Here is a 26464-nt window from a genome sequence, read left to right as displayed (position 1 = left end):
CAGTTTCTTTTAAGATGTTGAAAGGCATTTTTTTAGAAATGGCTACCATGATATATGAAAGAACCCATAAATAGGAGTATATCAGGTGACTTCAAATGTTTGGTAGCAAGATATGGGTAGTTGCTCTCACTTTTAGGGCTTTTGGGTCTGAATACCCGACATTGTCTTATGCTAATTATTACATTTGTACTGATTGGGTAGGTACGACTCCGTTGCCGTTGACCTCATTGGATTTAATTGACTGCTTAAATGATATATTGATGTATTGTCTGACCAAAAAAACATCCTCTTTTTACATTATATTGTCTATAGTTCTAGCTAGTTTGAGTGCTTGCAAAGAAAAAAAAGAAAAAAGCGAAGCAAAGCCTGATAGACCTACCGTGGTAGATGTGCTCGTAGCCTCTCCTAAATCTGTGACAAATATCATTGAAGCAAATGGGAGTGTCATAGCCAACGAAACTACCGATTTGCAACCTGAAGTAAGCGGTAGACTTACCTACCTTAATGTACCAGAAGGAAAATACGTAACCCAAGGTACGGTATTGGCACGTATCAATAGCGCTGATTTAGAAGCTCAAATCCAACGGACTAAGGTGCAGCTGGAGATTGCTACCAAAACCGAAGAACGCCTCCGAAAATTGTTGGAAGTCAATGGGATCAACCAGAGTGATTATGACGTGGCTCTCAACAATGTCAATACCCTCAAAGCCGATATTGAGTATACCCAAACTCTTATTGATAAGACCGTAGTGAAAGCGCCTTTTAGTGGCACACTTGGGTTTAGGAGAGTTAGCCCAGGAGCGTATGTATCTCCTGCTACCGTTCTTGCAACGCTACAGCAGCTCGGTAAAATGAAAATAGATTTTACACTTCCCGATGAGTTTGGGTATTTGGTAAAAATCGGAAGCGTGGTGAGAGTAAGATTAGACGGAAAAGATACCACCATGAAAAGGGCTTCAGTGATTGCGATAGAGCCTCAAGTAAACCGTCAAACCCGCAACCTCTCCGTAAGGGCTATGCTAGACAATGCTTCGGCCAATCCTGGCGCATTTGCAAAGGTGTTTGTAGGCAGCAGTACCGACAAAAGCGCTATCATGGTTCCTACGGGTGCCGTTATACCTGATGATAGAAACAACCAAGTGATTGTAGTAAAAGGTGGGAAAGCCACTTTTGTGAACGTACAAACAGGACTACGCAACGACAACAACATCGAAATCACCAAGGGTATCACCCCTGGCGATTCGATTGTGGTGACTGGGGTATTGTTTGCAAAACCTGACAAACCGGTTAAAGTAAGAAAAGTAGTAAGCATATGAATATCTCCGAGCTATCAATAAAACGGCCCGTGTTGGCCACAGTTCTCAACTTAGTCATCATTATTTTTGGCGCAGTTGGACTTTCTTTTTTGGCGGTGAGGGATTATCCCGCTATTGACCCTCCGATGGTCTCGGTCAGTACGTCTTATACTGGTGCCAACGCCGATATTATCGAAAGTCAAATCACGGAGCCACTCGAAAAACAAATCAACGGAATTCCGGGTATTCGGACTATTACTTCTTCTAGCTCTTTGGGAAGTAGCCAAATCAGCGTCGAATTCAACCTTGGCGTTGACTTGGAAGCAGCTGCTAGTGACGTACGTGATAAAGTAAGCCAAGCTTCGCGAAATTTACCCCAAGACATCAATGCTCCTCCGGTAGTAGCCAAGGCCGATGCCAACAGTGATTTTATTATGTTGATGGCGATTCAAAGTAATACCAAAAGTTTGCTTGAATTAAGTGATTATGCCGAAAATGTACTTCAACAGCAGCTCCAAACGGTGGATGAGGTAAGTTCTATTAATATTTTTGGTCAAAAGCGTTATGCCATGAGGGTATGGCTTAATCCCGATAAAATGAATGCGTACGGGGTGGCTTTTTCGGATATTCGTAGTTCGCTCAACAATGAAAACGTGGAGTTGCCGCCGGGAAAAATTTATGGTAACAATACTGACCTTACTATTAGAGTACTAGGGCGTCTTACGACCGAAGAGCAATTTCGGAATTTGATTATTAGAGAAGATAGCTTGGGGATTGTGCGCCTCAAAGACGTGGCCAAAGTAGAGTTAGGGCCAGAGGATTTGGAACAAAGCTGGAAATTTAATGGATTACATGCGGTAGGATTGGCGATTATTCCCCAGCCTGGTGCCAACAACATCAAGATTGCCGATGAGATTTATAAGCGTATTGAGCAAATTGAAAAAAGCAATAAAAGTGATATTCAGATTAGGGTCACACTCGACAATACCAAAAATATTCGAGCTTCATTGGCTGAAGTAGAAGAGACGTTGATTATCTCTTTTATTTTGGTGGTAGTCGTGATTTTCCTTTTCTTCCGTGATTGGCTCATTGCTATTCGCCCGCTTATTGATATTCCTATCTCGCTGATTGCCACCTTTTTTATTATGTATTTGGCAGGGTTTTCGGTCAATATCCTCACAATGTTGGCGATTGTATTGGCGACGGGATTGGTGGTTGATGACGGGATTGTGGTGACCGAAAATATCTTCAAAAAACTCGAACAAGGACTTCCTATACGCAAGGCGGCGGTTGAAGGAAGCAAAGAAATCTTTTTTGCGGTTATTTCCACTTCCATTACGCTTGCGGTGGTATTTTTACCAGTGATTTTCTTAGAAGGTTTTGTCGGAAGTTTGTTCCGCGAATTTGGCGTTTCACTGGCGGCAGCAGTCTTGGTATCGGCTTTTGTTTCATTGACCATTACGCCAGTATTAAATGTTTATTTGAGTCGTAAAAATGCCGGGCACGGGTGGTTTTATCGCAAAACAGAACCTTTCTTCCAAGGCATGGAAAATGGCTACCGTTCCCTTTTGCAGGGCTTTATGAAAATAAGGTGGATGGCATGGGTGATTGTACTTGCTTGTGGTGGTATCATTTGGTTTTGTATGGGAACGCTCAAAAGCGAACTAGCCCCTTTAGAAGACCGTAGTAGTATTCGATTCAATATGACCGCCCCTGAAGGAACAAGCTATAGTGCTATGGAGCAAATGGCCGACGAATTAGGCACTTTCTTGTACGATTCTATTCCAGAAAGAGACTTTGTGTTTGTGCGTACGCCTGGGGGAGGGGGAGGCAGAGGAGGTACCAACTCCGCATCGCCACGGATGGCTTTGGTACCACCTACCGAACGTACCCGTTCTCAGACAGAAATTGTCAATAGTTTGCAACGTAAGCTTGCCCGATTTAATCAAGCGCGGATTTTTGCGGTAGAAGAGCAAACGATTGCCGTAGGGCAAGGCTCACGTGGGGGGCTGCCGATTCAGTTTATTATCCAAAACCAAGATTTGGATAAATTAAGAAATATCATTCCTAAGTTTTTGGATGAAGCCCGCGATGACAAAACCTTTGCCAACGTGGATGTGAACCTTAAATTTAACCGCCCCGAACTTCAGCTTACGGTCGATAGGATGAAAATCAGAGACTTAGGCTTAAGTACTCAAGACGTAATAGCCACGATACAGGCGGCTTTTAGTGGTGGGCGTTTGGCGTATTATATTCAAAATGGATTCCAATATCAGGTGATTGCGCAGGTAGAACGCAACGACCGCAACAAACCTGAAGATATTGAGAAGCTATATGTACGAAATTCGAGGGGAGAAAATATCTCGTTGATGTCGGTTATCAAACTAGAAGAAAGTACGAGTCCTTCTACCTTGTATCACTACAATCGCTACAAGGCTGCTACCATTTCGGCTTCGCTTGCTGAAGGATATACGATTGGGGACGGTATAGCGGCTATGGAAAAAATCTCTGCCAAGTTACTTGACGAAAGCTATCAAACCGCGCTTTCGGGGCCTTCGCGCGATTATTCCGAAAGCTCCTCCAACATCCTCTTTGCTTTTGCTTTGGCATTGGTACTTATTTATTTGGTGTTAGCTGCTCAGTTTGAGAGCTTTATCGACCCTTTCACAATCATGATTACGGTGCCTTTGGCATTGGCGGGAGCTTTGTTGAGTTTGTGGGTATTTGGCCAAACCCTCAATATTTTTTCGCAGATTGGAATGATTATGTTGATTGGACTAGTGACCAAAAACGGTATCTTGATTGTAGAATTTGCCAACATTCGCCGTGAAGAAGGTTTACGAAAACTAGACGCTGTTATTGATGCTGCTACGCAACGTTTGCGCCCTATTCTGATGACTAGCTTAGCTACTTCGTTGGGGGCATTGCCGATTGCGTTGAGTTTGGGAGCGGCTAGTACGAGCCGTGTGCCTTTAGGTACCGTGGTGGTTTGTGGTATTTTGTTTTCACTTATTCTAACATTGTTTGTGATACCGGCGGTTTATACGTTTGTATCGGGCGAGCATAAAAAGATTCAGGAAGAAGAAGTAAACGAGCCAGAAATAGCAGAAGTACATTGATATAGGCCCGTTTGCTGAATGAAATTTTCTGTAAAAAATATCTTCAAAATGAAGAAATACACTTTAACATTTTTTTCTTTTCTCATTTGTAAAGTCTTATATTCTCAGACGCTTTCTCTCTCAGATGCTATTAATATTGCCCTGAAGAATAGTCTCGAAATTGAAGTACTAAAAAACAATGTAGATGTCGCCAAAAACAATAATCATATCGGAGTAGCAGGAGGATTGCCTACCGTGACAGCCACCCTCAACGATAACGAACAATATACCAACGTAAACCAAAAACTGAATACGGGGGTAGTAATCAAGCGCGATGGGGCGGCTGCTAATCAATTGGGTTCCAATGTGACGGGAAGTATTTTGTTGTATAACGGTAAAAGAGTAAAAGCCACTAAAAACCGCCTAGAGCAGCTCGAACAGCAGAGCCAGCAGTTTCTTAACGCCCAAGTTCAGAATACGATTGCAAGTGTGATGACGGGCTATTATGATATTATTCGTCAGCAGATTTACGTAAAAACGCTCGACCAATCGATTGATGTAGCTCAAAAACGACTTGAAATTGTGAAGGCTCAGCAAAGCGTAGGTATGGCCAACAACGCCGACTTGTACCAATCGCAGATTGATTTGAATACATTGCTACAAAATCGCAAATCGCAAGAATTAATTATCGCTCAGGCCAAAACGGATTTGTTATTGTTGCTCAATATTTCAGCCGACACTTCGCTGATGATTAGAGATACTATTTTGGTGGATAAAGACATCGCGCTCGATGATATTTTGAAAAATGTAAATCGGAATGCGGAGCTGATGGCGGCTGACTATCAAATCAAAATTGCGCAACAACTTGTAAAAGAAACAGCGGCACTGCGGTACCCGACGATTCGTGCCAACTTAGGGTACAACTACAACCGAAACCAACAGACAGCAGGGCAGCTTTTACTAAACCAAAATAGTGGCCCTTTTGTGGGGGTTTCGTTGGCGGTGCCTATTTATAATGGTACAATTTTTAAACGTCAACAATACGCTGCTGAAGTCAATACCAAAAATGCAGGTTTACAAAAAAATATTATAAAGCGAAATCTTAACAATACCGTCGTAAGAACTTATCAAGCTTATAGTATCAATCTTCAGCAAATGGAAGAACAAAAGAAAAATGTGGCTTTGGCGAAGCAGTTGCTTGATGTAGTATTACAGCGTTATCAATTGCGCCAAGCTACGATTTTGGAAGTACGGCAAGCACAAGAAAGTTTTGAAAATGCAGGCTATAGCCTGATTAATCTCAGCTTTGCAGCCAAAGCGGCAGAAATAGAGCTGTTGAGATTGGCTAATGATTTGAAATAAAAAAACAGTACTTTTCCACCCTTAGCCTATTATTTTCTAATGAAGACTTGCCTTTGGGTAAGTCTTTTTTTGTGGTGGAAAAAGGAAAAATATTTTTGACAAAACCCTCCGCTCATCTTAAGAAGATTCCAAAGCTTTTTTCAATTTTAAAGGCTTTGGAATCCCAGTGAAATGACTTTTGTTTTAATAGCTTAATTTTTGGATGGTACCCAGAGCATAGCTAAGAATGTAGAATTCACGATTGGCGCTACGTTCGATATCCGTAGGCATCATGATGTTGGCTATCAAAACCTTGCCTGTTTCATCTACCACTTTGCCTGTTGATGGTACAAACCCAGTAGGTCCAAATTCTGCTAATTGAATAGCGATGGGTTTGTTGTTTTTGGATAAAGCCAAGTGCGAAAGCATCGTAAAGTTGGTTTTGTATTCGCTTACAGCCCCGTCGGTTGTGACTTGATAAATTTTAGCATTGCCTGCCGTAAACGGAAAGCCACTAAGCGTAGTTACCAAAAACTTGGTACCGTCGTAAGTAATGCTGGTCGGAACGGCTTCTACTTTTGTAGCTGCATCGGGTAGTTTAGCAAAAAGGCTCAACGCACCCGTCGTTTTGTCGCGTTTAAAAATGGCATTTGCACCCGCGTCAGCGATATACAAATTGCCATCAGGTCCAAACGTCAGGTCAAATACATTGGAGTTGACGGGAGTGGTAAGGTTTAGGCTGCGAATGTAAGTACCTACGTCTTCTTTTTTGATAGAAGCCAAACTTTGTGCCGCATCGCCAGATTTGAAAGACGCAACTTCAAGGGTATAGAGGGTGCCACTGATACCATGAAGCACATACAGCTTACCATCTTTGTACAAAGGATGACTCATACCTTCGATAGAGCCGTTGGAAATGACGGAAGGAAAGCCCGTGGCTACCGTAGTTTTGGTGCCTTGTGGGGTAATCAATACCACACTTGCGTCGTTTTTGCCCGTTCCGGCTTCGGTGACCCAAAGCTGCCCTTTGTCGTCCAAACTAAAACCGATAGGAGCGCGTAGTTGTGTTACAAAATCGGTAGCAGTAAGCTGAGTTGGCTCGGGAGTTGGCTCTTCTTTTTCACTACATGCCACAATCCAGCCTAACAATAAACAAAAACTTAGTGCAGATAATAAGGAAACTTGCTTTTTCATAACGTGATTTGATTTGTATTAAAATTGTAAAGAATGGGCGAGCAGTTCGTTAGCTGTTAGTTTCCAATTTCTAATGGGAGACTAACAACTAACCAATGAGGGTTTTGTCAATATTTCAATGAACTTGAGGGAGCGAAATATTACGCTTTGGTGTGGTAAACCAAGGTTCCTTACTTATTGTTCCGACACCAATTCATTTTCTTCGGCGGCGAGTAGTTGCGCTACTTCTTTTTTTTGGTGTGCATTGGCCAAAGCCGCTTTTACGAAGTGCACAAACAAGGGGTGAGGAGCCATCACCGTACTTTTCAACTCGGGGTGGTATTGTACTCCGATGAAGTAAGGATGTTTGGGTAGCTCTATCACTTCTACCAAATCATTTTCGGGGTTAATACCTGATAGCACCAATCCTCCTTTTTCAAACGCTTGGCGGAATTCGTTGTTGAACTCATAGCGGTGGCGGTGACGCTCACTAATGTTGGTTTTGCCATAGATTTTATGGGCCAAGGTGTTGGGCTGAAGTTTACAAGCATAAGCCCCTAAGCGCATCGTACCTCCTTTGTTGGTAATATTTTTTTGATCTTCCATCATACTAATCACGGCGTGAGAAGTATCGCTGTCCATCTCTGTAGAGTGAGCATCAGACCATTTGAGTACATTACGGGCATATTCAATCACCGCCATTTGCATTCCTAAGCATATGCCAAAAAATGGAATATTGTTTTCTCGTACGTACTGAACTGCCGCTATTTTACCTTCGATGCCTCGCTCACCAAATCCCGGAGCGACTAATACGCCATCCAAAGCCGCCATTTTTTCGGCAGCATTTTCGGGGGTAAGGTGCTCTGAATGAATCCATTCGATTTCAACTTTGCATTCGTTGACTGCACCCGCATGAATAAATGACTCAGTGATGGATTTGTAAGCATCATGTAGCTCTACGTACTTACCGACTAGCCCAATCCGAATTTTGTTTTTTGGGTTTTTGAGACGATACACAAACTCTTGCCATGCTTCTAAGTCCACGTCTTTGTCGTCGTAGATGTCGAGCATGTACAAAACGCGCTGGTCGAGACGTTCTTTTTTCATCAACAAAGGCACATCGTAAATCGTAGAGGCATCCAAGGCTTCAATGACTGAGGCTGCTTGTACATTGCAGAAAAGCGCGATTTTTTTGCGCATATCTTGCGGAAGTGGATGCTCGGTGCGACATACCAAAATGTCAGGCTGAATCCCCGATTCTTGTAACATCCTAACCGAGTGCTGCGTAGGTTTGGTCTTAAGCTCGCCTGCCGAACTAAGGTAAGGAATAAGAGTCAGGTGAATGACGAGGGCATCATTTTCGCCTAATTCAAATTTGAGCTGACGCACTGCTTCCAAAAAAGGAAGTGATTCGATGTCACCCACGCAGCCCCCGATTTCGGTAATGACTACGTCGTATTCGCCCGATTCACCTAGCAGACGCATTCTTTTTTTGATTTCGTCGGTGATGTGCGGAACTACCTGTACGGTTTTTCCTAAGAAATCGCCTCGACGCTCACGCATGATTACATCATAGTAGATGCGCCCTGTAGTGACGTTGTTTGCTTGTGAAGTACGCTCATTCAGAAAACGCTCATAGTGACCTAAGTCAAGGTCAGTTTCGGCTCCGTCGTCGGTGACATAGCACTCGCCGTGTTCGTAAGGGTTGAGTGTGCCTGGATCGACGTTGATATACGGATCGAATTTTTGAATAGTGACCGACAATCCCCGTGATTGAAGGAGTTTTGCAAGTGAAGAGGCTATAATCCCCTTACCCAAAGAAGATGTTACACCGCCTGTAACAAAGATATATTTTGCGGTCTTTTGCCCGTTAGCAGCCATGACGAATGGATTTTTTTTGACTGATTACGGGATACAAAGGTACAGAAAATTCGCTCTGTGTTGCTATAAGATTTACAGATGATTTTGAGAGAGGTAGATAAGTCGCTGATAAACAGTGGTAATAAATTTAATAAAATTCTTTAATATATTTCTAAAAATAGGATTCGGATAGGTATATCCCCAACTTTTGTAATTTTACTTTTCAAATTTTCAATATTATGACCACTGGGCTTCGTTTGCTATTTCGTTTGGGTATTTTCGTAATTCTAATTTTCGGGGTTATTAGTGTTTGGGAGAGCTTAAAAACGGGTAAATGGTTTTCATTAGGCGAAACACAAGATACCCAAACCACCCATGCCATGGTGTTGGAGGAAGTGCAAGCTTTAGGAAAACTTGAGCTTGTTCGTTATAATTTCAAAGATATTGTCGAGCATGAGCAAATTGTGCAGTGGTTTCCTAATCCTAAGGCCGTGTTGATTGTACAAGGTGAGGCGATTGGTTGTATAGATTTAACCAAAATTACCACTTCTGATGTCAGTGCAGAAGCCGACACCGTAGTGGTGCATCTTCCAGAGCCTGAGCTTTGTAGTTATAAAATAGATCACTCAAAATCAAAGGTGTACAATACCGAATATGCTTTTACGGAGCAAGCCAAACTCGTGGAGGCGGCGTATCGACAAGCCGAAAAGCAGATTCAAAATTCGGCGCTTGAGATGGGGATTTTGGAGCAAACCAAAAAAAATGCTAATCAGATTTTAAAGCCTGTTTTGGAAAAAGTATCAGGAAAAAAAGTCGTGCTGAAGTATCGAATGAAAGGAACGATTCCGGCACCGCGATAAAATCCAAGAATAAAATCCCTTCATTGCGTATATTCGCATCTGAAAGCGGAAACGCCCATTTCCAACCTATTATTCACCTTTATTATTCATTAACAACTGTGCGTATCGGAATCTTTTTTGGTGGCCCTTCGCGTGAACGCGAAATTTCTTACGCAGGCGGAAAAACTGCCTTCGAAAACATGGACAAATATCTCTTTCAACCCGTATTGGTGTTTGTTGACAGCCTCGGAAATTTTATTCTTACCGACGAGACAAAGCTTTATCACGCGAGTATTAGGGCTTTTTATCCAGGAGAAGCCTTCAAAGAAGACGGATTTGAGGTGTATATTGAGTCGCTACAGCAGCAACTTGCCCCTCAGGAGTTGGAGGCATTGATGCATGCTATCGGAACTCCCATCCAACCCCAAGATTTCAAAAAATACTTCGACTTTGCTTTCATTATTTTGCACGGGCCTGATTGTGAAGACGGCGCGATTCAGGGATTACTCGAATGGCACAAAATCCCTTACATGGGACCGGGGCTATTGGGCTCGGCGGTGAGTATTGATAAAATTTTGCAAAATGAGCAGATTGCGCGCGCCAATGGACAGCAGAAAAAAATGCAAGTGGTACGTTGGGAAAAGTGGAGTGGAGGAGATGAACAAGCCATTTTTGAAGAGGCTAAAGCATATCTCGGCTTACCCATTGTAGTCAAAGCACCTCATCAAGGCTCATCTATTGGGGTCTCAATTGTGAAAGAAGATGATTTGGGAGCTTTCACCAAAGCCATGAATCAGTGCTTTTTTGTGTTGAAAGTTTCGGCTGACGATTGGAAAAGCTGGGGTGCTACCGAAAAACACGCTTTTGTGCAGCGTATTGGCAATCTCGATGAAAGCATCGGATTTCCGGTCGTAATTCAAGAAACAGGCGAAACCATTTATCATCCTGTGGATTTGCTGGAAAAATTAGAGAGCTTATCAGAAGGGAGTTACTCACTGTTGAGTATCAATGCCGAAGACCAAGTACTTCTGGAAGAGTTTATGGTAGGGCAGGAGTTTTCGTGTGGGGTAGTACAAGATGATGACGGAACGGTCATCGCTTTGCCTCCTACCGAAATCGCCAAAATGGACGAAAGTCAGACTTTTGATTTTAAAACAAAATACAAACTCAATGTGACGCGGAAGATTATCCCCATCGCTACCACGCTCGAAAACAACCAAAAAATCCAATACAATATCGCTTTGGTATTCGAAAAATTGGGAATGAATGTCGTAGCGCGCATTGATGGTTTCTTGACCCCCGACGGGCGCGTATTGCTGCATGATCCTAATACTCTGCCAGGTATGTCGCCTACTTCGTTGATTTTTAAGCAAATGGCTGAGATTGGCCTTGACGTAACCCATGCTATTACTTATCTGATTCGTCAGTCGTTGCGCGAGCGAATTCGTACCGGAAAAGATACCGTACATCTACGCCAACTTTTAAAAGGACTTGATGATAAAATTGCGCAGCAAGTAGCTAGCATCCCTACCCAAGCAGTGGAGTTTGAAGCGACCCAAGAGGCTTATATGGAAGCTCGCAGAGCTTACAGTCGCTTGTCGGCTACTGGAGCCGTAAAACCCGTCGCCGTACTCAAAACCTCCCACGGAACTACCTATGAACTTCCGATTGGCTTGTTGTTTAAGGATACGATAGAAGATGTGTTGGAAGGCGTAGATAAGCCTGTGCATCCTTTGATTATCGAAACGCGTGAGAAGGCAAAAAATATTACGCGTCGTTTTGTAGGATAAAATAGGAAGGTGCTGTGGGTATGACGTTATTTACGCACAGCACCCCAAAAATCTATTATTTTTCGGGCAAATGTACTTCGGCCATCATACAGCGTGCTGAGCCACCGCCGTTGGCTTCTATGATCGACAAGTCGGCGTGGAGCAGTACGGCATAGTCATCAATTTCGTCGCGTTGTTTAGGAGTCAGCGACTCAAACGCTTGGGTTGACATCACTAGTAGTTTTTCGCCTCGTTTGTTATAAACTAGAAGCATATTGCCCGCAAAGCTATTCATTTGCTCAAGGGTAATCTCGATGATTTGCTTACCCGTTTTTTCAAGTTCTTCGCGTACAAGCAAGCGTTCGTCAGGGTCGGCGATAGCCTGTAAGCACACTACCGCAAACGCATCACCGATACACATCAATACGTTGGTATGATATACTGCTTGGCCGTTGGCATCGGTAGCATTAAATTTGACGATTTTATAACCAGTAGCATCGGCAAAAGCATCCAATACATCGCTATGAGTACGGGGCGACAAACACGCAAAAGCAATTTTGTAACGACGGTCAAATACCATACTCCCCGTTCCTTCGAGGTATTTACCTTCGTTTTCAAAATGTGTCAAGTCAATGATTTCTTCTACATGAAAGCGAGTCCTGAGGTCTTCAACAATATCCGAGCGGCGTTCTAAACGGCGATTGGAGGCTTGCATAGGGTACAATACTACCTTACCACTTTGGTGGAAAGAAATCCAGTTGTTAGGAAAAATCGAATCGGGAGTGTAAGGTTCGGCGGTATCATCATATACCAAAAGGTCAATGCCGGCTGCAGTTAGCTGTGCAGTCATAAGTTCAAATTCTTCTAGTGCCTTTGCTTGGGTTACATCTTTGGTTTGGGCGGCTAGTGGTGCATTCTGAAAAGCGTTGCTTGGGGCCGTTTCTTCATTAAATCCAAACCGCACGGGTCGAATCATCAAGATGTGTGATGTGGCTTGGGGTTGCATTTTGTGGGACATCATATCTTACTTTTCTGATTTTTAAGGAATTAATACTTTGTACAATGTCGGTTAAATACGTTAATTTGAAAGTTTTTCTAATTATTTAATTAACAGGATATTAAATGCACTGTTAGCTAAATTTCTTTAAATTTTACCCGCTGATTGGCGCCAGATTGAAATCGCAGATGATTATTGGTTGTATACCCCCCTTTTTCGGCGAAAATCTGCGCTTGTGTTATTCAGCGCAATTCTGCGAGCAAAAAATAAAACTATTGACTTAACAACATATTAAAATCATTGTACTAAAAATACTTATTTTCATCCTAAAGTTAATCAATAAAAACCAATTTAGCCTTAAAATCCGTCTCTTAAAATAGGTAAACTCATGCAATGAGAGCCACCACGCGCCCGCGAAAGCTCTGCCGACGGAAGCATGATAAAAGTATCGGAGAGGGTATCGGGCGAGGAAATACCCGCTTCAAACTCCTCCAATAAATCCTTGGCGCGTACTGTGCGGAAGCCTGCTGCCCTAAAAGCTTCGAGGGTTTTGTCATTGCGGTCGTAGCCAATCACCACGCCGTCTTTGAGTGCCAGTAAGTTGCAAGAATCTGTCCACTGCTCACGGGCACCAAAAGGAAATTCGTTGTTGCCTGAATAGATAAACTTCACGGGGTCTTTGCAACCCAGGTCGTTTTTGCTAATATCTGCCAGCAAATCCTCTAGGTTTTCAATCTCAGTAGGTTTGTTTTCCCAACCTTTATTAAACTGCATGATTTGGAGTCGGTCGGGATTTTCTTTTGGGGCAAAAAAGTGCAATACATCCTTTTGCTTGGCTTCGTCACCTTGGCGGGCTATCGATCCGAGCAGTACCCATACATTACGTTTTACTTGGGTAAATACCGTGTCGATGTGCATATAATCCCGTTTTTTGGGGATTTTGACAACCGTAATGGTATCTACTACATTTTTTTCAAACAGCAATTTCATTACTTGTTGGGCGGCGTAGATAGTGGTACGCTCACTACAGCCAATCAACAAATGCCGTGGTGCTACCATCATCACATCTCCACCTTCGAGCGTAGAGCGGTGATAATCGCTTTTGAGCTCATCATCAGTCAGCAAAAAATGATGCTCATTGTCAGGGATTTCGATGATATGGTCGCGATAATTCTCAAATTGGGGATGATAAAAGAAAATATACTGGGTGAGGAGAGATTCGCGGGTGCGGGCGGTTTTGGCGGGTTTGTTGAGCAAAATATGATTGTTGATGACAATCCCGATGTCGCGTGTGAAAATGAAATTGGGAAGAGGCGCAAAAATCATCGACTTGTCAGGGAGAGAGCCAGAGATGAGGATTTTTGCCAATTCCACTGACGAATACTGTTTTAGTTTTTGTTGAATCCTGAAAGAACATCGTTCGACGGCGCAAATAGAAGCGATAAGTTTGGTTCTTACAGTGTCATCTTCCAGAATTTCGGCCAGTAATTTTTGAATATCAATTACCTTGTCGGAATTGAAATAGGCGGGGTTGTCAGGAATAAAAAAAGACCGCGAAGCATCGGCATCTATTTCTTTGATTTTTCCTTTAATCTTTTCAGGGTCAAGAAAATAGAGCAAAATCTTTACATAGTAATCATATTCTTCGCGCCGCATGGTATCGAGATGTACAATGTCTTCAAAGAGCCAATCTTGGGCTTTTGAGGGTACGACCTTGCCCAGTCCTCTGTCTGGACTATGAATGAGAAGTCGACGCAAAGTGCCCACTTCCGACGAAACGTTTAGCTGATGATTGGAATCCATAAAAAAGAAAAAGAAGGTTTAGTTCTCGTTCTATCTCTAACGTCATTTTAATTAGTAGATTGGAGATAGAACTTAAAACTTGTTTTTTGTAAAATAAAATTTTGACTTAAGTAAAACTCATCTTAAGTCAAAATGTCTTATAAGTTGTAGTCTTTAAACTTCCCAAGTTTGCCACACTTTAGTTGGTTCACTCATTGAATTTATGCTTTGAAACTTGGGAAGTTTTTAAAGGTCAACTAAGAAATAATAAGTAGATATTGGACTTTTGATTTTATTGCACGCTAATGGCCTGACTGCTATAAAATACTTGCTTTGAGACGCGGTCGAAGGTAAAATCTAAACGCCCTAAACTCGCCCCACCCCAGCCTGCCTGATTGACCAATACAGGTTTGCCGGCGAGGTTGGTAAGAGAGGTAGGTTCGTTCAAAAAAGTATGGGTATGCCCGCCGATAATTAAATCAATATTTTTGGTTTGGGGAGCCATTACTAAGTCGGAAACTTCGCCACCGCTCATTTTGTAACCTAAATGTGAAAGACACACCACCAAACTACATTTCTTTTCATTTTTTAGAAATGCGGCAGTTTCGTTGGCTGTTTTAATAGGGTCAAGGTATTTGGTACCGCCAAAGAGTTTTTCAGGAATAAGCCCATCGGGGTTGATACCTAGCCCAAACACCCCAATTTTCACTCCTTTTACTGTAAAGATTTTGTAGGGTTGGGCCAGCCCCTGCATCACTGTACCGCTAAAATCGTAGTTGGCCACCAACACAGGAAATGTGGCGTATTCTTTGATTTGTTTGACATACAAATCCAGTCCTCCGTCAAAATCGTGATTGCCCATTGTTACGGCATCATAGCCCATTTGACTCATTAATTCGATTTCGGGGCGGCCTTTGTAGAAATTGAAATAAGGCGTACCTTGAAAAATATCTCCCGCATCAAAAAGAAGAACATTGGCTTCTTCCGAACGGATTTTGCTCAGTAATCGGGCCCGATTCACTACTCCACCACGGCCAGCCAGTCGGTCAGTTTTAGGAAAAGGCTCTAAGCGGCTGTGTTGGTCGTTGGTGTGCAAAATGGTGATTTTGATAGTAGAGGCGGCTGTTTCGGCCCAAGTTTCAAAGGGCCATTGACCGAGCGCTACTACTCCACTTACCGAAAGTATATTTTTAAGAAATAATCTTCTTTCCATTTGATTGAATGTTTGATGAAGTCTAACGCACTACAGTACGACCGTCTTTTTGGGGATTAAGCTCTTGGTTTTGTTGGCCTTTACGTCGCAGATAATCGGCGATTGCATCGCGCATGAGATAATTCAAAATCACGAATCCTTTATTGGTTTTGACCACAGAAGCCATGTCGCTGCTTAGCGCCATATAATCGCTCGTGATGATGGTATAAGTACCTTGTAAATCAAGAGACTTTCCGCCAATGAGTGCTTCGATTGGTTTGTTGGTAGCTTTATCAACCACGAGTTTAAGCCCTGATTGAGGTTCTTTGCGTTGGGCTACATATTCAATCACTTTTTGCATGACTTCGCCCGATACCGTGATAGCGACCAGTTCATTGTCAAAAGGCATTACTTCATATACATTGCCTAGCGTGACATTGCCAGCTGGAAAATCGGTACGAATTCCTCCTGAATTGGTGATAGCTACATCCACGGGTTTGCCATATTTTTCTTGTCCCATTTCGCGCAAGATGTCGGCCATCAGATTACCTAATTCGGATTCGGGGAGACCTTTGCTCAATCGGCGGGGAGATTTGACCAATACGGTATTCATGCGGGCATCTAGGCTATCATGGAAAGGCCTTAGATAAGAGGACACTTTCTCCGAAAGGGGGCTTGTGGGCGCGGAGATAGTATCACTGATGGCGATAGGGGTAAGTTGGACAGGTTTTCCTACAAAATAGCGTGTACAAGACGTAAACACTACTGCTATTACCGCTAGTGCTAAAGCACTGTTTTTCATTGTTGATGAGAGGATTTAAGGTAAGACAACTATTCTAGAATCAGCGATAAATTTGGCGAATATAAAACTTCCCAAGGAGGTAAGTAAACTTTTTGGGAAAAACACTCCTTCCGCTGTTGTAAAATTAGGCTACTGACTTTAAAATCAACTCACTTCTTTCAACTCTTTTTCTAAAGAAGCGCGATTTTCGGCCAAAATACGCTCATAGTAAGCTTCATATTTTGGTAAAATATTAGCAAGGTCAAATTCTTGGGCGCGAGCCAGCGCATTTTCTTTGAATCGTGGAAGATTTTCTTCTTGCAAAATATAAGCGGCATTTTTGACCATATCATTGATGTCGCCTACATTACTCATGAAACCTGTTACACCTTGCACGTTTAGTTCAGGCAATCCGCCAGCGTTGGAAGTAATAAGCGGTACTTCGCAGGCCATCGCTTCCAAAGCCGCCAAACCGAAGCTCTCAGTTTCGGAAGGCATCACAAACAAATCTGCCACCGACAATACCTCTTCGATAGCGTCCAAATTTCCCAAAAAGCGCACGTCGTGCATGAGTTTTAGTTCTCTGCACATATACTCAATGCGGCTGCGCTCAGGGCCATCTCCTACCAAGAGAAGCTTGGAAGGGACGATGTGGCGTAGTTGGTCAAACATCATTACGATATCTTCGATGCGTTTGACTTTTCTAAAATTGGAAGTGTGCACCAAAAGCTTTTCATTGTTGGGGCAAATCGCCAATTTGAAGTGATCTTTCTTCTGTTTTTTGAAGCGATTCAAGTCAATGAAATTTGGAATAACTTCGATTTCTCTTGTGATAGGAAATAACTCGTTGGTGGCATTTTTTAAGAAATCCGACACAGCGGTGACTCCATCCGACTCATTGATGCTAAAAGCAATCACGGGTCCAAAAGCAGCATCGCGGCCTACAAGTGTAATATCAGTACCGTGTAAGGTCGTAATCACTGGAATATGAATGCCTTGCGAACGCAAGATTTGCTTGGCCAAGTAAGCCGACGAGGCGTGCGGAATGGCATAGTGTACGTGTAAAAGGTCAAGCTTTTCATCATTCACTACATTAACCATGGTACTCGAAAGTGCCGATTCGTAAGGTGCGTACTGAAAAAGGGGGTAATTGGGGATATGAACCTCGTGATAAACAATATTCTCGCTAAAATAATCTAGTCGAGTAGGTTGGGAGTAAGTGATGAAGTGTACTTGGTGGCCTACTGCCGCAAGTGCCTTGCCCAATTCGGTGGCTACTACGCCGCTTCCACCAAATGTAGGATAGCATACAATTCCGATTTTCATTCGCACACAAAAAGTTAGATGAATAGATTTATAGCTACAACAAAAAAAATCCTACTTTTTCTCCGTAGGGTGTGTAAAGATTTTGTGAAGCCTAGTTATTTATTGTGTGCTAATAAGTCATCTACCATCAATTTCCCGGCTCGTTCGGAGGCTCCTTGTTCTCCTAAAATCGCTTTGATATTTTGATAATCTTTTTGTATCTCTTTGTGTTTGAGTCCATTAGGCAAAATAGCGCGCAGCTCTTCAGTCAATCTTTCGGTATTCAAATCCGATTGAATGAGTTCTTTTACTACTTCCTTTTGGGCAATTAAATTTACTAAAGATATATAGGGTACTCGTATTAATCGCTTGGCGATGTGGTAGCTTAAGGCGGCGGTTTTGTAGCAAACTACCTGAGGAACTCCGAAAAGAGCCGTTTCGAGCGTAGCTGTTCCCGAAGTCACAAGCGCCCCCTGAGCCACCGATAATAAGTCGTAAGCAGCATCGGTCACTAAGTGTACATCATTTTTGAGAAAGGGATTATAAAGCTCCGACGGTAAATTGCTCACTCCTGCTATGACGTATTGATAATCAGGGAAATGTGGCTTAGTAGAAGTCATGAGTTGAAGCATTTGCTCTACTTCTTGTCGGCGACTTCCGGGCAATAGCGCCACGATGGGCCTGGTAGCAGAAAGATGGTGGTCGCTCAAAAAGCGTGGATTGGGCCTGAAATCGGCAATGGCGTCGAAGAGGGGATTGCCTACATAATCGGTTTCGTAGTCAAATTTTTTAAAAAAATCCTTTTCAAAAGGAAAAATTACAAAAAGCCTATCGACATATCGCTTAAGTTTCAGCGCGCGTTTTTGGTTCCAAGCCCAGACTTTAGGGGAGATATAATAAAAGGTCCGAATGTTGTTTTCTTTGGCAAACTCAGCAATACGCATATTGAAACCCGCATAATCAATCAAAATGACTACATCGGGCTGATAGGCCAAGATATCTGCTTTACACTTTTTAAGAAAACCCGAAATAGTACGGAGGTTTTTGGCTACTTCCCAAAAACCCATAAAAGCCATTTCGGAATAATGAGTCACGAGCTGTGCACCTGCTTCTTGCATCATATCGCCTCCCCAAGCTCTGATTTGGGCGTCTTGGTCGTGGCGTTTGATAGCTTTGATAAGGTTACTACCGTGCAAATCTCCTGAGCGTTCTCCCGCAATGATGTAATATTTCATAGCTTAATCAATCAGTTTAGCATGAAGAGAATCAATGCGAATGATTTGGTTAGAAAACTTTAAATCAAAACCTTGAGGCGATGTCGATAAAACGCCAATGCGATAATCTGACGGTACAAAGTTTTCATTATAAAAAGTAGACTTGAATCCCGATTTATATATTTTTCCTTGGCTTACAAATAGTTTTCGGCCACCCGATTGAGGAATGGCTGGCAACACATAAGTAGTGTTTTTGGAGGATTTTAGTACAATAAACGTTCCTTTACCTGTATTAGGTTGGGGAGTGTCTTCATTCTCTAACGTAAACTGAGCGACTGTCTGAGGATGCCCAAAATAATCAATTGGCTTTGAGTGAGTACTGAGTGTTAATTGTAAAGGGGCTAGTTTAGTGGTATCTGCGGGGGCATCTAGGGCAGCTTCGGCCGTAGCCAAGGGCGAATTGTTGAAGCGATAAAGCCCCTTATCATAAGCAGGTTGGGTGTAGAAGTCGGCTAGCTCACTCCTAAAATGGGTAAGCAATTTACGATGATGTCGCCAATTGTAATGATCGGCTACGAGGCTTCTACGGCGTGTTTCTACATCGATTTGGTATTGATAGTAGCTTCCTATCATAAACAGGACTCCAAAGCCAGACGCAATACTGATGAGCCATTTATTAGGAATAGGTCTAGTTAGCAACAAAGCTCCATACGCAATAGTCAGAATATGAAGAGGATATAAACTGTATCGACTTGTAAAAACAGAATATACGTCTCGTCCTCCTCGTGAAATAGCAATGATGCCGATGGTCATGACGCTGAAAAGGAAGATACCTACCCAAAAATAAGGTTTAGAAGAGGTAGGTCGGAGGGGAGCGAGTAGAGTACGTTTTAAAAACCAAGTCAATAGTCCTATCAGAGTGATAATGCCTATGATAAACGAACTTATCAAAAGCCATGAAGGGTTTTGTCCTCTGAATGCGGCCGCCCAACCTCCTACCAAGGCTCCAAAACTGAGAATCAGGTTTTGGAAAAAATCGCCGGAGACCTTGACTTGTGTAGCTTGGCCGAAGCTATAATTGAGAAAGTAGGCCAATAAAGATAGGACCATACTACTTCCCCAAATGATGCTTTTTTCCCAATTTTGGGACAAGAGTAAAATAACAAGCCCTGCTGGAAAAATCAAAAATCCATTGCCATTGGTGAATGTAGCCGCAAACGCCAATAAAATAGCTACAGTAGTACCTATCGTACTAGGATAATATACCAGTAGATATAAAGACGCGAATACGAGCAGATTGAGCGTAGTGTGCTGCATACCATTGATGCCCCACATCGTAACATCAAAAACAAAGGGAGTACAATACCAAAGCAATACCGGCAAAATCGCCCATTTGCTGAGATGATTGCGCCGAAAACTTAAAAACCAAAACACTAAGATTCCCAAGAGGCTAGCATTGACAAACCAAATCAGGCTACGGTAATTGATAAAGCCTTCTAAAGCATAGTCGAGCAGCGCTACCGACCGAGGCAATAAAATGCGGTGGTCGTTTTCGGGTTCGAGCAAAATCTGTATGGTTTCCCACCATGAATAGTTGCCTGTCATCAGGCGATATTTGACCCTTACCAAGTCATAGTCGTCTGAGATGGGGATATTGACCGCAGAGGCATCAATATAAAAAAGATAACCAATGACAATACCGACGATACTAATTCCCCAAATGAGAGATTTGGTGCTATTCCCCATAATATTCGACGTAATTCTTGGGGGTTTCGATGAGTTTTAGATAGTGAAGCTTGGCATGAGGGGCGGTTTCGGCAAGGCCTTGGGCCAGAATTTTCCAAATTTCAATCACAAAGTTTTCACAACTAGGAATCACGCCTTGCATAAAATCCACATCAAGGTTTAGATTGCGGTGATCTACTTTGTCAATCACCGCGCTTTTCATCAAATTACCTAATTTCTTCATATCTATCACAAAGCCCGTATCGGGGTCGATGGGGCCTTTGACCGTTACCAATAGTTCAAAATTATGCCCATGATAGTTGGGATTGGCACATATCCCAAATACCTCAAGGTTTTTTTCATCCGACCACTGGGGGTTATATACACGGTGAGCCGCGTTAAAATGTTCTTTTCTAGTTACGTAAATCATTTTTTATTCCTCTATCAATAGTCCACCTATGGCCCTCTCCAGTATTGTTAGTACTTATTTTACGAGATAGGCACTTAAATTTTTTACAAAATTACGACCAAAAATGGTACTAAAAAAACACTTTCATAGAAGGTAGTAATTCTTTGAAAAATTAAATTTTTTCTCGAAATTTTATATGGTTTTGTATATATTTAATTACCTACCTTTGTAAATCTTTTTTTGAGTATTTTTACCTGACCAACCAGTTGAAAACCCACTATTTGAACGCCTATCATACACTATTTATATGATCATTGTAACGGGGGCCGCAGGCTTTATAGGAAGCTGCCTTATCAGCAAGCTAAACGAGGAAAACTTCAATTTTATCATTGCAGTTGATGATTTTTCAAAAATTGAAAAAGCTCACAATTTAGAAGGAAAAAAAATTCAGGAACGCGTTGAAAGAAGCGAGTTTTTTGAATGGTTAGATCAAAACTACTATGAAGTAGAGTTTATCTTCCACATTGGTGCCCGCACTGACACTACCGAATTTGACCACACGATTTTTGATGAATTAAATGTACGTTATTCTCAACAAATTTGGCAAAAATGTATCGATTATCAGATACCACTTGTGTATGCTTCTTCGGCGGCCACCTATGGTTTAGGAGAGCTGGGTTATGACGACAATGAGTCGCTGATTCCACAATTGAAGCCTTTGAATCCTTACGGAGAGTCCAAAAACGACTTTGATATTTGGGCCTTGCAACAAGACAAAAAGCCTTTCTTCTGGGCGGGTCTCAAGTTTTTTAATGTATATGGTCCCAACGAATACCACAAAGGGCGGATGGCATCGGTGATTTTTCATGCTTATCACCAAATCAAAAAGACCAACCAAATGAGACTATTTCGCTCGCACCATCCTGATTTTAAAGACGGGGAGCAAATGCGAGATTTTGTCTATGTCAAAGACGTAGTAGAGGTCTGTTCGTTTTTGATGCATCATCGCCGCAATTCAGGTATTTATAACCTTGGTAGTGGCAAAGCCCGTACTTTTGTAGATTTGGCCACCAATACTTTCCACGCAATGGGCGTGGAGCCTGCTATCAATTTTGTAGATACGCCTGCCGATATTCGAGATAAGTATCAGTACTTTACCCAAGCCAATATGAATAAGCTTCGTTCTATTGGATATAGTAAGCCATTCCATTCATTGGAGGAGGGTATTACTGATTATGTACAAAACTACCTCGAAGGCGAGCGTTATTACTGAGATAATTTTTGTTTAAAAAAATAAAAAATCCTTTTCAAGTTTGAGTTACCCGATGAAGGTTTCAAATTTGAAAAGGATTTTTCTTGATAAACTTTCTAAAAACACTTATGCCAAAAGCTCTACTAAATCACTGGTTTTGTTGATGATAGTGGCATTAGACTGGAGTTCAATATCCTGCCCAATGACCTGATAGCCAGTCAGTAAAATTTTAGAGTCCGGAAATTGCTTACAAAGTCGATCTACATAAAGCTGCACTTCATCGTTGGCGGGGACAGAAGTGATAGTGGAAAAAATAAAATCAGGTTTGTGAACATCGTAAGCAAACATCAGCTCCGTAAAAGGCAGGGTTTGGCCTAGATACACTACGCGGTGGTTGTGCGACCGAATGATATAGCTCGCAAACAACAGCCCGATTTCATGTAGCTCTCCTTCAGGCAAAAACAACATAAATTTTTTTGAATCGGGGCGGTATTTAATGACTTGGCTATCAATAGCTACTATGATTTTTTGTCGAATCAGATTGGTCATAAAATGCTCCTGTGCAGGGCCGATAGAGCCTGTCATCCAGAGGGTTCCGATACGACTCAAAAAAGGATAGATGATGTTTGTCATCGTATTTTCAAACCCAAAACGCAAAAAATTGGTACTGATGATTTTTTCGAAGCGTTCCTCATCCAAATCAATCATCGAAATCGTGAGGGCATGAATTTGGTCAGGATAGCTAAGTTTTTGATCAGAAATCACCAATACTTCATTGCTTATCTCTTCCAAAGACAATTTTGATATTTCTGATATTTTGTAACCGTGGTCTTTGAGAAGAGAAATATTAAGGATCAATTTTAAGTCTTGATCGTCGTAAGTGCGGATGTTTGTATCCGTCCTTTTGGGCTGAATGATATTGTAGCGCTGCTCCCAAATTCGGATAGTATGTGCCTTAATACCAGATAGTTGCTCTAAATCTCGGATAGAATAGCTGCTCATCTCATTACATATTTTCCTGATTACACTTTCCTAAATTCGACCAAAAGATTCGAAGTATAAGTTGTCAAGTACTCTTTGGATTTTATATATCTTTCAAATGTAATAAATATTAGATTTAATAGTTACAATTGAAATGAAAATGTTTAACTTTTTGCTGGATACGTTAAACAAAGTTCTTTGGTGAAAGATAGGTTAAAATATACTTTTAGTAGTTATTAGACATACTTTGAAGGTTGTATCCAAACGATCTCTCATTTATTGTTGATCCCCATATATACAGAACAAGACGTTTATAAAAATGTTTTAAAAATTTATTTTTCACTCTTTTATAAATCCCACCGTCTAATAATATTTTTGTTTATGCCATTGACAAATAGCACTTTATGGCTTATAATGCCACTTTCTTATGACCTACAGCAGCTGATAGATAAAGTTGTGAACTGCAAAGAATAATGCTTGGCAGATAAGGAGTAGGGCGGCAATGCGATTTTTTTTGGGAAAGGAAAGATGATAAAACAAGCATAACAATCCAAATGATATAATATACCAAGCGATGTAGTTTTGTAAAGGTACTGTGGGTTCTTCCCAAACCCAAAAGTCGAGTTTTATGGCAACGGGCTCAATCAACACATCAATGAAAACGATGATAGCAGCTCCTACGGCAGCTTTGAGCCATTTGTTTGGATGTAAGTGCTGAATCACTACGCCAGTAGAGAAAACCAGTATGAGCCAGTTGGCTCCTATCAATACTGGGATGTCAATAATTTTCCACCCTAGGGTTTCGCCATAATGATACACTCCAAAAATGAGCCCAGTATGCACCCCAAGCGCTTCGATAAAAAAGCCTACTAAATATGACGTAAGCCATAAGATAATAGTGGAGGTATTCCACTCTTCTTGGAAAAGAAATAGTAATACAAGGCAACTCAAAAGGTGAAAAGGTACCAACGTTTTGAAGAGCGATTGAGACACTGGCAGCTGAAGCCCTACAACGCCTGCGATGTGCATAAGTGGCAAAATCACAAAAATAACACGTTCGGCCGAACTAGATAAGCGAATGGGGTTGGGGAATGAATACATAATAACTTCAACTAAGTAAACCACGAAAAGTTTGGATGAGGAGTTATTTTTTGTGTCAAATAAAAAATCCCAACGTATATCGTCGGGATTTTAAATGAAAGAGAATAAAAGGGAAAAATATTGGCGAATAAAACGCAGACTTTATTTTAAATTTAAACTCTTTACAAAAGGGAGGATGATGGGGTTCGAACCCACGGCCTTCGGAACCACAATCCGACGCTCTAACCGACTGAGCTACAACCTCCGTGTTTTGGGAATGCAAAGATAATGAACTGATTTCAATTTTTCCAAGCATACAAGCGTTTTTTTGTAGATTTGCACCACAAAAATTGTCATGCTTGTAAAGGGATGCGGCAGGCTTTGAAGTAAAGCTCAAATTATCAGTCACTTAAAAAAACAGCGGTCTTCCCTACAAAACTTATTTTTTATTTAACCACTTTAAAAATTTACCGATATGTCGCTCAAACAAAGAATCGATGATGATATTAAGCAAGCCATGCGCGAAAAAAATCAAGATACCTTACGGGCATTGCGTGCGATCAAATCTTTGATTTTGTTGGAAGAAACCAAAGAAGGGGCCAATGCTACTATTAGTGCCGATGATGAATTGAAGTTGTTGACCAAGGCCGCTAAGCAGCGTCGTGATTCGGCATCAATTTATGAGCAACAAAACCGTCCCGATTTGTTAGAAAAAGAATTGGCTGAGATTGCAGTTATCGAAAAATATCTACCTCAGCAGCTTACCGAAGAGGAAGTAAAGGCTAAGCTACAAGAAATTATATCAAAAGTAGGCGCTAAAGCTCCTTCGGATATGGGAAAAGTGATGGGTGTTGCTATGAAAGAACTGGCCGGGCAAGCTGATGGCAAACTGGTACAGACTTTGGTTAAAACCCTCTTAGTTTAAGAAGTATGAATTGTTAGGATTGAATCTTAACAATTCATATTCTTTCCTTTGCCCTATCTTACCTAACAGCACATGAATACATTAGATTTATTGATTTTGATTCCAATGGCTTGGGGGGCTTTTAATGGCTACCGTAAAGGACTACTGATCGAAATAGTAGGAGTCGCTGCTTTTGTGATAGCAATGATTGTAGGATTTAAGTTTTTACGCTTCGGAACCGACTTGCTTGCCCCTTATCTTACTGCCGAACTTACCCGACGTTTTTTGCCTTTTGTTGGGTTTTCAGTTATTTTCTTTCCTACCGTTTTCATGGTCAATCGAATCGGCTATTCCATGCGTAGGATGCTACGTTATACGTTGTTAGGAACACTTGATAATCTGGCCGGGGCTGCCGTTGGGATTTTTACGTGGGTATTTGGGATTAGCGTATTCTTTTGGCTCTTAAGTACTGTCGGTATTCAGATTCCTCCCAAATACCGCCTAGAAAGTTTTTTGTACGAATATACCGTCCCTATTGCTCCTCAAATCATCAGTGTGATTTCGGACTGGATTCCGGTAGGAGGAAATCTCATTAGAGAATGGGGTAGGGGAGATTGATTTTTATCTCGGTCTGATACTCTCGGTGAGGATTTCGTACAAGCCTTGCCAAGCTGGATACTTTTCCAGAAAATCCAAATGCTTTTCAATGGTGTTTTCGTCGCCTCTTATGGCGGGGCCTGTTTGTACTACCGAAGGGTCGGGAGCATCTAGTGCTTTACGGATGGTTTCGCGAATGAGGGGTTTGAGTAGTTCAAATTCGAGGTGCTCGGCGTCGAGTATTTTCTTAGAAATTCCAAGTAAATGGTTGGTGAAATTACAAGCAAAAACAGCAGCTACGTGCAAAATTCGCCTTTCTTCTGAGCTCACCAAATAGACAATACTACTTATATCTTGGGCAAGTTGGATGAGGATTTGTTCGGTTTTGGGTTCTACTGCCTCCACACACATCGGTACTTGGTTCATGTTGATGGCTACCTCTCGGCTAAAAGTTTGAAGAGGATAAAACACGCCTACTTGTGCCGGCACATCGCTATAGATATGAATTAAGTGCTTGAGGTCATCAAGCGATTGCGTGCCTGAGGTGTGTACCACGATGCAGTTTTCGGGGAGTACAAGTCGCGACACTACTTCGGGCAATGCATCATCGGCTACGGCCAAAATAAGAAGTTCTGCGGTACTTTCGGCAAAATCCAAATCAGGAGCGATGTTGGTATCATAGAGTTTATTGACCAGACGCCGAGCATTGCGTGAATCGCGACTATACACTTCCACAATATGATGTCCGGCGTGTTCGAGTGCTTGTGCCATATGCCAAGCTACATTGCCAGCTCCTACAAATGAAATACGCATAACAAGAAAATCAATGATGACTGCCAAAGATAAAAAAATAACCCGTCGGCTTGTAAG

21 protein-coding genes and 1 tRNA gene are annotated in these 26464 nt (G+C 41.9%); 8 read left to right on the top strand and 14 right to left on the bottom strand.

Translation table 11 applies throughout. The annotated features are described in order from the left end of the window. Positions 1–95: 95 nt before the first annotated feature. From P1X15_RS10385 to P1X15_RS10375, 3 genes are read left to right on the top strand one after another with little or no spacing between them, the layout of a single operon-like run. Positions 96–1316 (top strand): efflux RND transporter periplasmic adaptor subunit, encoded by a 1221-nt coding sequence (locus P1X15_RS10385; protein ID WP_277338060.1) that lies wholly within the window; start codon positions 96–98, stop codon positions 1314–1316. Continuing rightward, positions 1313–4414: an efflux RND transporter permease subunit gene (locus P1X15_RS10380; RefSeq protein ID WP_277338059.1), complete on the top strand. Its 3102-nt coding sequence runs from the start codon at positions 1313–1315 to the stop codon at positions 4412–4414. Before P1X15_RS10385 ends, P1X15_RS10380 begins: the two co-directional genes overlap by 4 nt. A 48-nt stretch (positions 4415–4462) precedes the next feature. Continuing rightward, positions 4463–5755 carry a TolC family protein gene (locus P1X15_RS10375; RefSeq protein WP_277338058.1) on the top strand — a complete coding sequence of 431 codons (1293 nt, stop codon included), beginning with the start codon at positions 4463–4465 and terminating at the stop codon, positions 5753–5755. A gap of 183 nt (positions 5756–5938) precedes the next feature. Here P1X15_RS10375 and P1X15_RS10370 read toward each other — a convergent pair whose 3' ends face one another. After that, on the bottom strand, positions 5939–6928 hold the full coding sequence (locus P1X15_RS10370; RefSeq protein ID WP_277338057.1) for a ScyD/ScyE family protein: 990 nt from the start codon (positions 6926–6928) through the stop codon (positions 5939–5941). Between the two features lie 174 nt (positions 6929–7102). After that, positions 7103–8788, bottom strand: coding sequence for a CTP synthase (locus P1X15_RS10365; RefSeq protein WP_277338056.1), 1686 nt, complete (start codon positions 8786–8788; stop codon positions 7103–7105). Positions 8789–9006: 218 nt separating this feature from the next. Between P1X15_RS10365 and P1X15_RS10360 the strand changes: the two genes are divergently transcribed. Further along, positions 9007–9627 (top strand): DUF4230 domain-containing protein, encoded by a 621-nt coding sequence (locus tag P1X15_RS10360; RefSeq protein ID WP_277338055.1) that lies wholly within the window; start codon positions 9007–9009, stop codon positions 9625–9627. 98 nt (positions 9628–9725) lie between these two features. Further along, entirely contained in the window at positions 9726–11396 is a 1671-nt protein-coding gene (locus P1X15_RS10355) for a D-alanine--D-alanine ligase (RefSeq protein WP_277338054.1), read from the top strand. A 55-nt stretch (positions 11397–11451) separates the two neighbouring features. On the opposite strand, the gene ctlX is transcribed toward P1X15_RS10355, so the two are convergent. The 8 genes from ctlX to P1X15_RS10315 all read right to left on the bottom strand — a co-directional run bounded on the left by ctlX (position 11452) and on the right by P1X15_RS10315 (position 20801). Beyond that, a complete protein-coding gene (gene ctlX / locus P1X15_RS10350) occupies positions 11452–12393 on the bottom strand; it encodes a citrulline utilization hydrolase CtlX (protein ID WP_277338072.1) in 942 nt (313 codons plus the stop codon). Between the two features lie 336 nt (positions 12394–12729). Continuing rightward, positions 12730–14175: an arginine deiminase family protein gene (locus tag P1X15_RS10345; protein WP_277338053.1), complete on the bottom strand. Its 1446-nt coding sequence runs from the start codon at positions 14173–14175 to the stop codon at positions 12730–12732. Between the two features lie 271 nt (positions 14176–14446). Beyond that, the gene (locus P1X15_RS10340) at positions 14447–15367 is read right to left on the bottom strand and encodes a bifunctional UDP-sugar hydrolase/5'-nucleotidase (protein WP_277338052.1); all 921 of its coding nucleotides are present in this window, start codon (positions 15365–15367) and stop codon (positions 14447–14449) included. A 22-nt stretch (positions 15368–15389) separates the two neighbouring features. Further along, positions 15390–16148, bottom strand: coding sequence for a 5'-nucleotidase C-terminal domain-containing protein (locus P1X15_RS10335; protein WP_277338051.1), 759 nt, complete (start codon positions 16146–16148; stop codon positions 15390–15392). Between the two features lie 144 nt (positions 16149–16292). Beyond that, complete coding sequence (gene bshA, locus P1X15_RS10330) at positions 16293–17453, bottom strand: N-acetyl-alpha-D-glucosaminyl L-malate synthase BshA (RefSeq protein WP_277338050.1); 1161 nt, start codon at positions 17451–17453, stop codon at positions 16293–16295. A 95-nt stretch (positions 17454–17548) separates the two neighbouring features. Further along, positions 17549–18667, bottom strand: coding sequence for a lipid-A-disaccharide synthase (gene lpxB / locus P1X15_RS10325; protein WP_277338049.1), 1119 nt, complete (start codon positions 18665–18667; stop codon positions 17549–17551). 3 nt (positions 18668–18670) lie between these two features. After that, positions 18671–20392, bottom strand: coding sequence for a hypothetical protein (locus tag P1X15_RS10320; RefSeq protein ID WP_277338048.1), 1722 nt, complete (start codon positions 20390–20392; stop codon positions 18671–18673). Next, positions 20382–20801 (bottom strand): 6-carboxytetrahydropterin synthase, encoded by a 420-nt coding sequence (locus P1X15_RS10315; RefSeq protein WP_277338047.1) that lies wholly within the window; start codon positions 20799–20801, stop codon positions 20382–20384. The genes P1X15_RS10320 and P1X15_RS10315 overlap by 11 nt, the downstream gene beginning before the upstream one ends. A 286-nt stretch (positions 20802–21087) precedes the next feature. Here P1X15_RS10315 and rfaD point away from each other — a divergent pair, with 286 nt between their 5' ends. Further along, positions 21088–22053, top strand: a complete 966-nt coding sequence (gene rfaD, locus P1X15_RS10310; RefSeq protein ID WP_277338046.1) for an ADP-glyceromanno-heptose 6-epimerase — start codon at positions 21088–21090, stop codon at positions 22051–22053. Positions 22054–22158: 105 nt separating this feature from the next. Here rfaD and P1X15_RS10305 read toward each other — a convergent pair whose 3' ends face one another. From P1X15_RS10305 to P1X15_RS10295, 3 genes are all read right to left on the bottom strand, one after another. Then, the gene (locus P1X15_RS10305; protein WP_277338045.1) at positions 22159–23034 is read right to left on the bottom strand and encodes a MerR family transcriptional regulator; all 876 of its coding nucleotides are present in this window, start codon (positions 23032–23034) and stop codon (positions 22159–22161) included. A 411-nt stretch (positions 23035–23445) separates the two neighbouring features. Next, a complete protein-coding gene (locus tag P1X15_RS10300; RefSeq protein WP_277338044.1) occupies positions 23446–24114 on the bottom strand; it encodes a carotenoid biosynthesis protein in 669 nt (222 codons plus the stop codon). 170 nt (positions 24115–24284) lie between these two features. Then, positions 24285–24358: transfer RNA gene (locus P1X15_RS10295), tRNA-His, on the bottom strand. Positions 24359–24568: 210 nt separating this feature from the next. Between P1X15_RS10295 and P1X15_RS10290 the strand changes: the two genes are divergently transcribed. Further along, the gene (locus tag P1X15_RS10290) at positions 24569–25018 is read left to right on the top strand and encodes a GatB/YqeY domain-containing protein (RefSeq protein ID WP_277338043.1); all 450 of its coding nucleotides are present in this window, start codon (positions 24569–24571) and stop codon (positions 25016–25018) included. A gap of 72 nt (positions 25019–25090) precedes the next feature. Further along, positions 25091–25615, top strand: a complete 525-nt coding sequence (locus tag P1X15_RS10285) for a CvpA family protein (RefSeq protein ID WP_277338042.1) — start codon at positions 25091–25093, stop codon at positions 25613–25615. Between the two features lie 3 nt (positions 25616–25618). On the opposite strand, the gene P1X15_RS10280 is transcribed toward P1X15_RS10285, so the two are convergent. Further along, positions 25619–26407, bottom strand: coding sequence for a Rossmann-like and DUF2520 domain-containing protein (locus P1X15_RS10280; protein WP_277338041.1), 789 nt, complete (start codon positions 26405–26407; stop codon positions 25619–25621). Positions 26408–26464: the final 57 nt, after the last annotated feature.

This window comes from Runella sp. MFBS21, from assembly GCF_029433105.1.
Lineage (GTDB): Bacteria > Bacteroidota > Bacteroidia > Cytophagales > Spirosomataceae > Runella.
This window is presented reverse-complemented; position numbering and strand designations above follow the sequence as displayed.

Coding starts and splice junctions, on each gene's coding strand:
- ctlX (WP_277338072.1), bottom strand. CDS start 12,393: ATGTCCCACAAAATGCAACCCCAAGCCACATCACACATCTTGATGATT.
- P1X15_RS10345 (WP_277338053.1), bottom strand. CDS start 14,175: ATGGATTCCAATCATCAGCTAAACGTTTCGTCGGAAGTGGGCACTTTG.
- P1X15_RS10320 (WP_277338048.1), bottom strand. CDS start 20,392: ATGGGGAATAGCACCAAATCTCTCATTTGGGGAATTAGTATCGTCGGT.
- P1X15_RS10285 (WP_277338042.1), top strand. CDS start 25,091: ATGAATACATTAGATTTATTGATTTTGATTCCAATGGCTTGGGGGGCT.
- P1X15_RS10280 (WP_277338041.1), bottom strand. CDS start 26,407: ATGCGTATTTCATTTGTAGGAGCTGGCAATGTAGCTTGGCATATGGCA.
- rfaD (WP_277338046.1), top strand. CDS start 21,088: ATGATCATTGTAACGGGGGCCGCAGGCTTTATAGGAAGCTGCCTTATC.
- P1X15_RS10340 (WP_277338052.1), bottom strand. CDS start 15,367: ATGGAAAGAAGATTATTTCTTAAAAATATACTTTCGGTAAGTGGAGTA.
- bshA (WP_277338050.1), bottom strand. CDS start 17,453: ATGAAAATCGGAATTGTATGCTATCCTACATTTGGTGGAAGCGGCGTA.
- P1X15_RS10315 (WP_277338047.1), bottom strand. CDS start 20,801: ATGATTTACGTAACTAGAAAAGAACATTTTAACGCGGCTCACCGTGTA.
- P1X15_RS10305 (WP_277338045.1), bottom strand. CDS start 23,034: ATGAGCAGCTATTCTATCCGAGATTTAGAGCAACTATCTGGTATTAAG.
- lpxB (WP_277338049.1), bottom strand. CDS start 18,667: ATGAAATATTACATCATTGCGGGAGAACGCTCAGGAGATTTGCACGGT.
- P1X15_RS10370 (WP_277338057.1), bottom strand. CDS start 6,928: ATGAAAAAGCAAGTTTCCTTATTATCTGCACTAAGTTTTTGTTTATTG.
- P1X15_RS10360 (WP_277338055.1), top strand. CDS start 9,007: ATGACCACTGGGCTTCGTTTGCTATTTCGTTTGGGTATTTTCGTAATT.
- P1X15_RS10300 (WP_277338044.1), bottom strand. CDS start 24,114: ATGTATTCATTCCCCAACCCCATTCGCTTATCTAGTTCGGCCGAACGT.
- P1X15_RS10290 (WP_277338043.1), top strand. CDS start 24,569: ATGTCGCTCAAACAAAGAATCGATGATGATATTAAGCAAGCCATGCGC.
- P1X15_RS10375 (WP_277338058.1), top strand. CDS start 4,463: ATGAAGAAATACACTTTAACATTTTTTTCTTTTCTCATTTGTAAAGTC.
- P1X15_RS10335 (WP_277338051.1), bottom strand. CDS start 16,148: ATGAAAAACAGTGCTTTAGCACTAGCGGTAATAGCAGTAGTGTTTACG.
- P1X15_RS10380 (WP_277338059.1), top strand. CDS start 1,313: ATGAATATCTCCGAGCTATCAATAAAACGGCCCGTGTTGGCCACAGTT.
- P1X15_RS10365 (WP_277338056.1), bottom strand. CDS start 8,788: ATGGCTGCTAACGGGCAAAAGACCGCAAAATATATCTTTGTTACAGGC.
- P1X15_RS10385 (WP_277338060.1), top strand. CDS start 96: ATGTTTGGTAGCAAGATATGGGTAGTTGCTCTCACTTTTAGGGCTTTT.